Source organism: Pseudoalteromonas sp. JC28, from assembly GCF_013319255.1.
In the GTDB taxonomy this organism is placed as follows: Bacteria; Pseudomonadota; Gammaproteobacteria; order Enterobacterales; family Alteromonadaceae; genus Pseudoalteromonas.
Genome location: NZ_QOKX01000001.1, coordinates 641,532 through 654,167 on the forward strand (window position 1 = coordinate 641,532; position 12,636 = coordinate 654,167).

The 12,636-nt window shown below is 42.0% G+C and carries 10 protein-coding genes; 3 read left to right on the plus strand and 7 right to left on the minus strand.

Annotation, left to right across the window (positions count from 1 at the left end; all coding sequences use genetic code 11):
• Positions 1-48: 48 nt before the first annotated feature.
• On the minus strand, positions 49-1,365 hold the full coding sequence (locus DS891_RS02840) for an MFS transporter (RefSeq protein WP_217448569.1): 1,317 nt from the start codon (positions 1,363-1,365) through the stop codon (positions 49-51).
• Between the two features lie 204 nt (positions 1,366-1,569).
• Here DS891_RS02840 and msrA point away from each other — a divergent pair, with 204 nt between their 5' ends.
• The 3 genes from msrA (at position 1,570) to DS891_RS02855 (ending at position 5,542) form a co-directional block, all read left to right on the plus strand.
• Complete coding sequence (gene msrA, locus DS891_RS02845; protein WP_174169079.1) at positions 1,570-2,823, plus strand: peptide-methionine (S)-S-oxide reductase MsrA; 1,254 nt, start codon at positions 1,570-1,572, stop codon at positions 2,821-2,823.
• Between the two features lie 339 nt (positions 2,824-3,162).
• The gene (locus DS891_RS02850) at positions 3,163-3,654 is read left to right on the plus strand and encodes a GNAT family N-acetyltransferase (protein WP_010604901.1); all 492 of its coding nucleotides are present in this window, start codon (positions 3,163-3,165) and stop codon (positions 3,652-3,654) included.
• Between the two features lie 583 nt (positions 3,655-4,237).
• A complete protein-coding gene (locus DS891_RS02855) occupies positions 4,238-5,542 on the plus strand; it encodes a hemolysin family protein (protein ID WP_010372478.1) in 1,305 nt (434 codons plus the stop codon).
• Here the strand turns inward: DS891_RS02855 and DS891_RS02860 are convergent.
• The 6 genes from DS891_RS02860 to DS891_RS02885 form a co-directional block, all read right to left on the minus strand.
• A complete protein-coding gene (locus DS891_RS02860) occupies positions 5,537-6,328 on the minus strand; it encodes a thioesterase (RefSeq protein WP_174168790.1) in 792 nt (263 codons plus the stop codon). The two genes, DS891_RS02855 and DS891_RS02860, sit on opposite strands and share 6 nt — an antisense overlap.
• Complete coding sequence (locus DS891_RS02865) at positions 6,325-7,698, minus strand: MATE family efflux transporter (RefSeq protein ID WP_286121789.1); 1,374 nt, start codon at positions 7,696-7,698, stop codon at positions 6,325-6,327. Before DS891_RS02865 ends, DS891_RS02860 begins: the two co-directional genes overlap by 4 nt.
• A 4-nt stretch (positions 7,699-7,702) precedes the next feature.
• On the minus strand, positions 7,703-8,659 hold the full coding sequence (locus DS891_RS02870) for a sterol desaturase family protein (protein ID WP_130164193.1): 957 nt from the start codon (positions 8,657-8,659) through the stop codon (positions 7,703-7,705).
• Positions 8,652-10,316, minus strand: a complete 1,665-nt coding sequence (locus DS891_RS02875; protein WP_174168792.1) for an NAD(P)/FAD-dependent oxidoreductase — start codon at positions 10,314-10,316, stop codon at positions 8,652-8,654. Before DS891_RS02875 ends, DS891_RS02870 begins: the two co-directional genes overlap by 8 nt.
• 70 nt (positions 10,317-10,386) lie before the next feature.
• On the minus strand, positions 10,387-10,923 hold the full coding sequence (gene fldB / locus DS891_RS02880) for a flavodoxin FldB (protein WP_174168793.1): 537 nt from the start codon (positions 10,921-10,923) through the stop codon (positions 10,387-10,389).
• 24 nt (positions 10,924-10,947) lie between these two features.
• Positions 10,948-12,603 (minus strand): NAD(P)/FAD-dependent oxidoreductase, encoded by a 1,656-nt coding sequence (locus DS891_RS02885; RefSeq protein ID WP_174168794.1) that lies wholly within the window; start codon positions 12,601-12,603, stop codon positions 10,948-10,950.
• Positions 12,604-12,636 lie beyond the last annotated feature (33 nt).

Genomic DNA, 12,636 nt, shown 5'->3' on the forward strand with positions numbered 1-12,636 from the left:
CCTCATTTGGAGAAATTTAGACACAGTTTGTCGGTGAAGTAACAGCTTTTACCGTTCAGTGACATTAGGTAAGCGGCTTGTCAGCACGATGCCTAATATCGTGACCATAATGTAGAGTGCAAGTAACACATTAATTGAAAATACCGAGGCAACGACACCAAGTGCACTTGTTAATAAAAGTACAATACCGATAATTGTGTTACTGAGCGTGACGTAACTGGTGCGTTTGTTTCCTTCGGCCATATCGACCACGTAGGTTTTGCGGCCCACGCGCACGCCTTGGTGAGCGATGGCAATGACAAAATAGCAAAGTGGAATAAACCAGATTTTTTCAAGCAGTGAAGAATAAAATAAAGAAGTTGCCAGTAGTACAGCAGTGATAGCAACGGTGATTGTAGCACCATAAATCATTACGTGTTTACTGGATTGATCGGCAAGGCGACCCCAAAATGCACCACTGACTAAACTAGCAAGTCCAGATACCGCTAACAAAGCTGCCAACACCCATGCACCGTTGCCAATATTCTGCTGCGCCAGCACGGTGAAATAGGGCGGAATAAGCGCAGAACTTAATAGCAATCCACGGGCTAAAATGAACTTTTTAAGTATTGGATCGGTTTTCAACAGTGCTAAATCTTGCTTTATTTTATCTAATCCGCTTTCACCACCTTCGGTTGCCCCTTCATATTCTTTGATTTTTGAGAACGTTAACGCACCAATCAGCCAAAAGATTGCAGCTAGTACCAGTGTGATCACAAAGTTGACGTTGTTTACTTGAGTGGCAGCGATAAAAAGCCCAACACCAAATGTAACGGTTATAAGTCCACTGACAGAGGCGGCTTGGCCGCTAAGCTGGCCGCGCTTTTGTTTAGGGATAGTTTTACCGATGACATCTTTTGACGACACGGAACTTAAGCTGCGGGCGATGCTAAAAATCGCCAGTAATCCAAGTACCATCCAAGCGTATAATTGATTTTCAGTTTGCTGCCATGCAAGCAGTGCCATAAGTAGTACACAAATAGCTTGAGTAAGTGCGCCGAGAGACCAAAGGTGCTTTCGTTTAGCGTGCTTACGCACCCACTGGCCAATAAACAATTGTGGGATCAGTGAACCGGACTCGCGAATGGGGACCAGAGCCGATATCATATAAGCGGGAGCACCGAGTGATTGCATCAGCCAAGGTAGCGTGATCTTTGGGTTGAGTAGGGCATCTCCCAATTTGCTAAATAGTTGACTCAATAAAATAAGTACGTAGTTACCGGGAACTTCTTTACACGCCTTATCGTCAATCGCTTTACAGGCACGCGCTTCGTCATCATTGGTTAGCTTTTGATAGAGATTCTCACTTATTTTACTCACACCCATTCCTTTATTTTGCAGACAGCCTACTTCACTATCATGAACGACTTTAGATGAAATGATAATTAACCTTTAGCGGTCTCATTTAATACGCAGTAAATCATATTAAGTTCAATAAGTATGAAGTGATAATCATACTTAGTTGTGACATACAGCATTGAGAGGGTAGTGATGAGAACATTACAGGTGGCCGCATCGATAGGGTTTATCATGATGTTAGGTGTAGGCGTATCGGCACTCGCGGGGACAGATATGCCCAAGCCAAAAGTTGATGGCGCAAGTAACCATATAAAAACGTTAGTGTTGGGTTCCGGTTGTTTCTGGGGTCCTGAAAAGCGTTATGAAAAAATGACGGGCGTGATAGATGCTGAATCTGGCTATGCCGACGGTAAAGGGTTTAAGCCAAGTTATAGAGAAATCATTAAATCGAGCCGACGCTTTGATGAAGACAACTATGCGGAGGTGGTAAAGGTAACTTACAACGCAAACCTTATCACCACCGATGCGCTGCTAAAGTACTACTTTGAAAGTCATGATCCAACCCAAAAAAATCGGCAGGGTAATGACGTTGGAACGCAGTATCGTTCGATCATTCTCTATACTGACGATCAACAAAGTGACAAGGCCCACACATTAAAAGCGCAGTATCAACATTTATTATCTGAGCAAGGCTATGGCGACATTCAAACCAAGATTAAGCCGCTTAGAAAATTTTATCCAGCGGAAGAGTATCATCAAAACTACTTAACCAAGAATCCCAAGGGATACTGCCCAGATCACAGCACGGGAGTGACCTTTGATAAGGTTGCGAAAGATAAAACAGATAACACTATGCTAGCCCAAGGTAAGCATATCGTGATTGTTGATGCTAAAAGCTATTGCCCTTATTGCGAGAAGCTAAAAAAAGAGGTGTTAAACGACTATCAAGGTGATATACCACTTCATTTTCGCTATGCAGATCAACTCGAGGGACTAATGATAAAAACCGCGACTTGGGCGACGCCAACGATCTTATTTATTGAAAATGGTGTTGAGTCTTTAGGCTTTCAAGGTTTTATGGCGAGAGAAGAGTTTTACAAGGCACTCGGAGCTTTTAAGCTGGGTCGTTCAGAAGCTTTTGACATTGCCTTTCAAAAAGGCACAGAGCGACCATTTTGCAAGCAGTATGATATCTTTAAAAACACACCTGATGGCGTATTTATCGATAAATTAAGCGGCAAGGTTCTTTTTGACACCCGAGATAGATTTAACTCAGGCACTGGGTGGCTGTCGTTTACCCACCCAGTAAAAGACAGCGTGACCTATCACAAAGATTTAAGCCACGGAATGGTGAGAACTGAAATACGCTCAAAAAGCAGCGGCATTCATTTAGGCCATGTCTTTAAAAATGAAGGGCCAAAAGGTCAAGACCGCTATTGTATCAATGCCCAAGTACTTGAGTTTAAAGCGAGAGAGGTGCTTTAGGCATTACGCCTAAAGTTACCTTTTGCTCCAGAGTCAGAGATAAATTTAAGTCGAAGTTACTTTTGTGCATTAAGAGAGCGTGTTTACTTGTTAACTTTTGAAAGTGGTACTTTGGTTATTTTCTCCTCAAATTTGATCTGCCATTTAAAATACGTAAAAGTAATTCTCATGCACTGTATACATATTCTATGTCTGTTTTGTTTGTGGTGGCTCATTTCGGTACCGACAGCTTTAGTTTAAATAAGGGAGTAAAGACAGGTTTTATTGCCCGTAAACTTATTGGGAACGAATGAGAGTATTATGTTATGGTATAACTCTTAGACAACGAAGGATTTAGTCATGCTGACCTTAGCGCCATTCACCGCAACTCATGTAGAGGCAGTGAAACGAGTACACCTTGCGGAGGAGCAAATTCAATTTGCCGGTACCGCTGAATCATTTTTAGAAGATCAAAGTGAGACCACCCATTTGCATGTCATAAAGGTGGCTGATGAAATTATCGGATATTTTAAGTTTGATATTGCATATTCGAACACATATTCGTTTTGCCCAAAAAGCGGTTTAGGTTTAAGAGCATTTGTCATAGATAGCCAGCGACAAGGTCAGGGTCTAGGGACATTAGCCGCGAGTACATTGGTCCCCTATGCGCAGGCAAGTTATCCAGAGTTTGAGTCAATATATTTAACCGTAAATTGTAGAAACCCAGCGGCGATTACCTGTTACCTAAAAGGTGGATTTGAAGACACAAATGAAAAATACCTCGGTGGTCCTGCTGGCCCTCAACATATTATGAAAGCGTCTCTGATAAAAAAGCACAGTAGTGCATTATGACGTTGTACTATTTCTTTATCATTTAGTGCTTGAAGCACCTATATTTACCAAGAAATATAGTGGCGATAACAGAGATGGCAAGGAGGAAAAAGCACCTTTGGCTGTTTTTTTAAAGGTGTTGTAACCGCTTTAGATGCTTTTTCAAAGAGGCTCCTCTTAACATCGAAATTAATTGCGAGCAGATAACTCAATTTTCCGAAGTGCGTAAAGTTGAGCTCGCCATTGTCGTATTTGTCACCAACAAGCTTTGCAGAAGCGCGGCCGGATTTAAAACCATAAACTTGCGATTTGGCTCTTATCTCGCTTGGTGCTCTTGGACTTAACTTAATAGCAATTGTGCTTTACACGCCTCGTAGTGATCTCATGATAGGTTGAACATGCCGTTGACAAGCATATCATAGCGCTAATTTGAGAGAGTGTATCAATTTTGTCATTTTCCTTCCTTGACGTACTTTTTTATTCGTCGCGAACAGTACGAGATAGGCGACAAAAATTTAATTATTTGACGCGAATTACATTGCTAAAGTCATAAAATAGGCGTATACATCGCGTCGAATTCTCGCTTTCTTTTTTAGGTGTATCTGTGGACTTTTTTTGGGTGTTGTTACTCATTAGCTTGAGTGCAGTTTTCGCGCTGTGTGAAATATCATTGGCAGCGGCACGCAAAGTTAAATTACAAACCTTATTTGATCTTGGTGACGTTAGAGCCAAGAAAGTATTGTATTTGCAGGCTAATGCGCATCAGTTTTTTGCTGCGGTACAGGTGGTACTCAATGCCTTGGCAATTGTTGCGGGTATGATAGGCGAGTCGGTGTTTACTCCTTATGTATTACAACTACTAAACTGGGTTGCGAGTTTTATGTTTGCCGATGTTGCAGCTCATGCCTCGATGTTATTGCAAATATCCACAGTGGTGTCGTTTTTACTGATCACATCGTTATTTGTACTGTTTGCTGATTTATTGCCAAAGCGAATAGCTATGGTTATCCCAGAAACTATCGCGATGCGATTTATCCATCTTATGCTTGCCAGTGTATGGATTTTTAAGCCTATTATCTGGCTATTTAACGTGTTCGCTGATTGGATTATAAAGCTATTCAATTTACCAAATGAGCGTGACGAACAGGTAACGCGTGATGATATTTATGCGGTGGTTGATCAAAGTGCTGAGCAGGGTGAACTGTGCGAACACGAGTACAATATCATTGGCAATGTGCTCGACCTTAACCAGACTAATATTACCCAAGCGATGATCAATCGCGATGCAATCGTGTGGTTAGACATTCAAGAATCAGAAGAAAACCTGAGCACGTTAATTCAAGCGCACAGTTTTCAACAGTATTTGCTGTGTGACGGCTCGCTCGACAAAGTGATAGCTGCACCTGAGGCAAAGCAACTGCTTAGTAATATTTTGGCTAAAAAGCCGTTACTGGATGGTCAACAACAAGAATTCCATAAGCCGGTAATTTTACTTGATACTCTAAGCCTTTCCGATGCGCTAGATGGGTTGAAAAGTCATGAAAGCAACTGTGCGGTGGTGATCAATGAATTCTCAACAGTGGTCGGGATGGTAACGTTATCCAGCATCTTGAATTTAATTGCACTGAAAGACGACCAAGCAATAGAAGCCCAATTTAGACAAAAGGATAACACCCGATGGCTAGTGCAGGGCGATATGTCGATTAAGGACTTTCAAGCTTCGGTGATTGAGTACGAGTTTGAACCGATTGAAGCCATAGAAACCTTAGCCGGTTTTGTGATCCACAGGTTAAAGCATTTTCCTGCCGAAGGAGAGTCGTTAGAAGTTGATGGTTTTAAGTTTAAAGTAATAGAAATTCAAGGATTGGCCATTAGGCAAATTGAAGTAACCAAAGAGCCCCAACTATAAGGGGCTCAGTGTTTCCAACACCGCGTTGATTTCTTTTAGCACCAAAGCCGAGGAATCCTGCATAAAAAAGTGCCGACCAGGTATTGCTTTAGGTGCGATACCTTGTTTAAAGCAGCTTTCCCAATGTTGCATATCCATCCCTGTTGCTGCTTTATCCCGAGTACCATATAACACGGTTGCAGGCACGTCGAGTTTACAAGTTGAATCGTATTGATAGGTCTCTCCCAGCTTAAAGTCTGCTTTTAACGTTGGCAGCATCAGTTGTTGCAGTTCGATATCGTTGAGCAAAGCCGGTGGTAACCCGCCCATTAAATTTACCGAGTCGATGAACTTCTTATCGTCAAGAGTATGGTAGGGGGATTTTCTTATCGCATATCGCGGTGCCTTCCTTGCTGCAATAAACAGGTGTTTAACGATATTACAGCTACTATGATGAAGTGCTAGGGCAAGCTCATACGCAATATAAGCGCCATTGCTATGACCGTAAAAAACGCTAGGCAGTGGTGTTGCCTCGCTCAAAATAGGTGCTATTGCGCCGATCAAGGTATGAATATTATCAATGGCAGCTTCATGACTCCGCTCCTTTCGCCCAGGGGCTTGGAGTGCATATAAAGCGACATCTTTTGGTAGTTTTTCTGCCCAATTTTGGTAAACAGCTGCATCTGCGCCAGCAAAAGGAAAGCAAATGAGTTGTTTGCGAATGGTGTTAGGCTTATTGAGTAAGGAAAACCATTTTGAAGTAGAAAGCTGGTGGTTTATGCGCTCTTCTATTTTATGGGTAATCACGATACCTCCTTCACGGAGTAATCGGTAGCACTTATTTTGCTAGCAATGAGCCCTAAATGATTTCTAGCTAAATACAAGCTTAAAGCTGCTTGAATAAGCACAGTTATCACAGACAGATGCCATAGTAACTCTACGGAAACTCGTTGTGTAAGTACGAGCCAGATAACAGGTAAAACAAAAGTGAATAGTCTGGAAGCATTGCTTATAAGAGAGGGGAAAGTATTACCTGTAGCCTGAAATATTCCCGAGCAACTATAAACGATACCAGTGGCGATGAAGTTAAATGCAACAATCTCCAAAAAGTACTGCGTTTGATCGATGACATTTGCATCATTTGAGAAAGGAGTGGCAAGCAGGGAGCCGCAGTTTATTGCGATAACAGACATGAGCAACATAATGATTGAAACACAGCACATTACCCAAAAAAAAGCATATTTAAATCGTGCTAAGTTATTTGCACCGAAGTTTTGCCCTGCAACTGCTGGAAGCGAAAAGACAACAGCCATCATGGGTAGAGAAAGTCCTTGAATTATCTTTGAACCGATACTGAGTGCTGCTTGGACATCCGTTGTGAGATCTTTGATTGCCCAAAACGTCAGTGAAATGTAGCAAAAGGTTAGCGTTAACTCGAGCCCAACGGGTCCGCCGATAACGAGTAGTTTTTTGATGGTGGAATGATCAATTTTCCATGCTTTTAGATCTATTCTTAGATAACCATCTGCTTTTCTGAAATATAAAAGGGTAACGACAATAGCTAATATCATGGAAATTGAACTTGCAAGTCCAGCCCCCGAGATCCCCATGGAAGGGATGAAACCCCAACCAGTTATAAGTAAAGGGGATAGCAAGATATTGAGAAGGAGAGATCCGAGCTGAGCAAACATCATAGGTTTAACTATTCCTATACCTCGCATCGCTGCTCCCAAAGTAATAAATAAAAATTGCATTGCGAGACAAGGAATAAACCATTTAGTGTAAATCATAGCCGCTTCTCGAACTGCCAAGTCTGTAGTGGTATGTTGAAGATAAAATTGGATCACAAATAGCCCAAAAGATAGCACCACCAATCCTAATATGCAGGACAATAAAATCGCTTGATTGAAGATTGAGTTTGATTCAGCTTGGTTTTTCTTGCCCACGGAGTTCGCAATTAACGTAGCGGTTCCAACGTTTAAAATCTGGCTAATCGCAAAAATAAAAAAGAGTACATTGCCAACTAAGCTGAGTGCCGTCGTTTCTGCATCACCTAGCTGAGATACAAAATAGAGGTCGGTAAACATATAAAGTGTATGGACAAGCATACCGATAGCCAGTGGCAAGGCCATTGATATGATATGTTTTGGAATTGAGCCTTGAGTTAAATCTTTCACACTATCATCCAATATCATGGGTTGTTGATGGCACTTTTTTCGGCCTATTTGCCGTGCGTTTATCAATATTGCTGTAATTTGGACGTTTGCCTTTTGAACTTATAAACCACTTAAAAGGGTGCAAAATACCAAGTCCAATGGCTGAAGGGGCAGGGAACAAATGTGGTTTAGTAACACCAATTTCCTGAGGTGAGCGCTCGGGGTGGTACTGGAAACTGTTAAAGGCTTTATCCCAAATGCTTAGTTCAGAGCCGTAGTTTCCAGCTTCTTGTAAGTTGGTGCTGTGGTGAAACCGGTGCAACTCGGGGGTTGCAATAAGATGATTTAGCCATCCCATTTTGACATTGATATTGGCGTGTATGAAGTACCCTTGCAATACCGTAAATTGACCGGCAATAAATACGCTTTCGGCAGAAAAGCCCAAGAGTAGAAAGATAAGTTGAATAGTAACTGCGCTTATAATTACTTCAAATAGATGTACAACAACATTATTACTTGTTGTGACCTTGTTCGGAGTATGGTGAATACCATGAAAGCTCCACAAAGATAGGTACTTGTGTTGCAATCTATGAAGCCAATATCCCGTAAATGAACTAACGAGAATTGCTAGTAACACATTTTGTGACAGTGTTAGTGCATTTTCCTGAGGTGCCAAATAAATGGAGATGGTGCGAATGATGCCCGCGCCAATCGCGCCATAAATCATCACTAAAATGAAATAACGTCCATCTCTTTGCCATTCCTTTTTGCTTGGATGCCAGCTATGTCGAAAGGGATTTATTCTTTCCATCACAACGAAGTAAAAAATAACGAATAAAACGGTGAAAAAAGTAGTGATACCAAGTTCAAGTTTTTCTGTAATCGCAAGTAAACTAATTGCACTAACTATTAAGAAAATGATTGGGTAGCAGAGTATACTCATAGCTTGAGTGACCCTATTTTTTGTCGCTAAGTTATGCATATTGCTCATTCTCTTTTGGTTGCGTTGCAGTGTTGGCATGGCTTAACAAGGGCGTGACTCGAAACCTTTTGCTATCTTGTAGACAAAGATATTGGGCTATATGTCTGCCGCTAGCCACGGCCTGAGCTACACCATTTGATGTTCCCCAGTGACCGGAAAAATAGAAATTATCTAAGTGAGGTAAAGTGGGCCCATGTCTGTTGATGTATTTTTCAAACTCTTCAGAGTAAGGAGAGAATGGGTCCCAACCTAATACTGTGCCATTGTAGTTTTTGGTATATCGTTCACAAGTAAGCGGTGTGACAACATCTATAAACTCAACGTTGTTCTCTAATTCCTCAAAGTGCTGAGAAAGAAATTGTAGTATCTTGGAGCCAACGTCTTTCTTGGCGACTTTATATTCTACAGAGCGTCTTCGACGGGTGTGACTATTTCGTCCAATACTGATATGTTCGGATTGAACACTGTTTGCGTTTAAATTTTGCCATGGTTGACTGTCAGTAAGGTAAGTAATGTAGAGCACTGACTTACCTTCAGGAGCCTGCTTTGGTAATAGAGTGCTTCTAACTTGTACAGCTATTCCGCCGTGGTTAATACCTATCAACTCTGATTTCAGTTTATCGTCTATTAGATAGGTTGAATAAGGAGCATGATCAGTGTAATCCTTATTAACGGCAATAAATACGGCAACTAAGCTAGGAAAAATGATGCCCTTTGGATCGTTATGCAGTTGGCTATACATTTTATCCATTACAGGGTGAGGGTAAGCACTCTTTAATAAGTGTTGTGTTGTGTTGTAACTATCGCTTGCGCTGATCACGTAATCTGCAAAGTGTTCTTGTCCGTTGCTTAGTCGTACCCCAATAGCTTTATTGTTTTCAACCAAAATTTGGTCGACTTTCGCTTTATAGTGGATTTTTCCACCTAGTTTTTCCACTCTGCTAGCCAACTTTTTAGCCAATCCTAATGAGCCGACATCCGGAACTCCTATCGTTTTATCAGCGGCATTGGCAATATTAAAAGCGAAGGGCATAACTGGAAAGTCCCCAAGTCTGTCATAAATTATCCAGTTAAGAGATTCAGCTAAAATTGGATTATTAAAGCGTTTTGAGTAGTCTTCTATACTGATAGACATTGTGTTCATCAATGTTTTCATGTAGGGAAGCAACTTCCACATCATTTTAGCTTTTTCCCACCATGTCATGAGTCCAGTATTTTTTAGAAATGGAAAGTGGGGACTACAACCAGCTAGTTTTCTAATATAGCCGCAAAACTCTTTAATATGCTTGGTATCTTCAGGAAATTGTTCGATTAAACTTAACTCGAGCTTATCGGGATCTGCGTGGAAAGTAACTTTTTGTCCATCTGGAAAAATTACGGTGTTGAATGTTTTAATATGGTAGATTGAAACGTCATCGAGGCAACCAAGTTCATTCCAAATTAATGACATCTCATCTTTGTGACCTGTACCTTTTAACCAACTCAAGCACCAATCAAAAGTAAAGTCCTTTCGCTGCCAAGAAGTACAGCATCCTCCGGGAGTTTCATGTAGCTCAAATATTGTCGTTTCGTAACCATTCATCTGGCTGTATGCTGCGGTGCTTAGACCTGACATGCCAGCTCCGATAATAATGACTGATTTTGTATTTGTTGACATTGTTATTCCTTGTCATATTCGGCGTGCATGTAATACAGCTAAGCATCGCCGAATAGTTATCTTGATGGCCTTAAGCTGTTTCGCAGGTAAGTTCTTGAAGCACGGCGGCAATCTCTTGGCACCAGTCGTTGATGCGCTGCTCGGTGAGTTCTGGTTGGTTATCATCATCAAGCGACAAGCCGAGAAACTCACTACCGTCTTCATTTAGCCCTTTCGACTTGGTGAAGTGATAACCTGAATTTGGCCAGTAACCAATTGCTGTGGCGCCTTGTTCGGTTAGTTTATCGTGTAAGATGCCGATACCGTCTTGAAACCACTCATCATAACCAACTTGATCGCCTTGACCGAAGATAGCCACGATTTTTCCGCTGAAATCCTGTTGTGCTAGGCTTTCCCAACGTGACTCCCAATCATCCTGTAAACCACCGTATTCCCACGTTGAAATACCAAAAATCAAAAATTCATAGTTCTCGGTTAAGGTTAATTCAGTATCTGCTATATCAAAGAGGTCGATGGTAAACTGGTTTAAGCTTGCTTTTATTAATTCTGCTGCGGCCTCAGTGTTACCTGTTGTGCTGCCATAAAATAGGCCAATACGAGTACTCATAATATTTCCTTTTAATTCTCTTGGTTAAGCAACATGCTGCTTTTGTTCGCTATAAGATTGAGGTTGGTGTAGTGGGTTTTCACCGATCCAAGCCTGAAACGGCTTGTCATCATCACGGCATACAAAGTGCAGAACATGTCTGCCTGTAGCTGCAGCGCGGATCAACCCGCCGGTTGTCACCCAGTGACCAGCCATATAAAAGTTGCTAAGGCCTGGCAGTCCCGTTGTCCCGTTGGCATTTATTTCGTCTTCTAAACTTTCACCACTTTCCAAAAATGGCTGCCACGCCAATACCGTTCCTTTGCTGTTGCGGGTATAGCGAACTTGGGTCAAAGGGGTTGCGATGTCGATATATTCGATATGCTCTTTTAGTCCCTCAAAATGAGTGGAGAGCTTATCGATTATAAATTCACCTAAGGTCTTTTTAGCGAGGCGATATTGAACGCTACGCTTGACCCTAATGTGATGGCGTTTAGTCGCCGTTGTTTCTTGGAAATTATTTAATTCAGCCCATGGCTCATAGGTTGAGAAGTAAGTGATATAAAGCACGGATTTGCCTTCTGGGGCGATATGCGGGTAGTGTACATTGCGCACCTGCACATTGATCCCCGGGTGCGTCATACCAGGGCAGTGGACCAGATCTTGTTGGTCTAACAAGTGGGTGCGGCAATGGGGATGATGGGTATAGTCCTTGTTTACCCCCAAAAATACAGAGACGTATCCTGGGAACATTTGACCATCGGTCTCCCTTAACTCGTCGTATAGCTTGTCTAACACTGGGCTGGAATACTGGCCATCAAGCATGTTTTTTACCACATCCGTACCGTCACATGCTGAGATCACGATATCGGCATACATTTTTTGGCCGTCGCTGAGTTCAACACCGATGGCTTTGTTGTCTTCGACCAAGATCTTGTGTACTCGGGTGTTGTATATGATGTCACCCCCCAACTTTTTATATCTTGCTTCCATCGATTGTGCGAGACCTAACGAGCCACCTTCGGGTACACCTGCATTTTTTTTCGCCGCGCAGGCCAAATTAAAGTAGAAAGGTAGCAATGGGAAACTGGGATGTTGCTCATAAAAGATAACGTTAAATGCTTTTTGCAGCAGCGGATGTGAAAACTTAGCAGCAAAGTCCGACATCAATGTCGCCATGGATTTGCGGATTAAATTGAATTTTTTGATAAATGGCCACATCATTTTTAGCTTCTGCCAGCGTGACATAATGCCAACTGGCACCAGAAAGGGATAAGCGTCTATCATTTTGACGAATTCACGAATGCCATCGCAAAATTGTTTGATGAGTTTCTTGTCAGCGGGAGAAATACTTAAGAGGTGGGCTTCGAGTTTATCTGGATCTGCGTAGAAATGTACTTCTCCTAATTCTTCATCAATAACTGAATTGAAGATTTCAAAGTCTCTAATTTCTTTATCATCCAGCGCACCTAACTCTTGCCAGATTTGATTCATGCCGTTGCCTGAGCCACTACCCAGTAGCCAGCTAATACACCAATCAAAAATATAATCTCTGCGTTCCCACGATGTGCAGCAGCCGCCGGGAATATCGTGCAGTTCTAAGATCACGCTCTTGTAGCCGTTCATTTGTGCATAGCTACCGGTTGAGAGTCCACCCATGCCGGCACCTATGATGATCATAGATTGTCTTTGTGTGGTCATAATTCTGTCCTTAAAGTCGTTAGAAAGCCCCAA

Bases quoted from the DNA above. Each gene is read 5' to 3' on its own strand.
- DS891_RS02840 (WP_217448569.1), bottom strand. From the start codon at position 1,365: ATGGGTGTGAGTAAAATAAGTGAGAATCTCTATCAAAAGCTAACCAAT.
- msrA (WP_174169079.1), top strand. From the start codon at position 1,570: ATGATGTTAGGTGTAGGCGTATCGGCACTCGCGGGGACAGATATGCCC.
- DS891_RS02850 (WP_010604901.1), top strand. From the start codon at position 3,163: ATGCTGACCTTAGCGCCATTCACCGCAACTCATGTAGAGGCAGTGAAA.
- DS891_RS02870 (WP_130164193.1), bottom strand. From the start codon at position 8,659: ATGCATAACTTAGCGACAAAAAATAGGGTCACTCAAGCTATGAGTATA.
- DS891_RS02875 (WP_174168792.1), bottom strand. From the start codon at position 10,316: ATGTCAACAAATACAAAATCAGTCATTATTATCGGAGCTGGCATGTCA.
- fldB (WP_174168793.1), bottom strand. From the start codon at position 10,923: ATGAGTACTCGTATTGGCCTATTTTATGGCAGCACAACAGGTAACACT.
- DS891_RS02885 (WP_174168794.1), bottom strand. From the start codon at position 12,603: ATGACCACACAAAGACAATCTATGATCATCATAGGTGCCGGCATGGGT.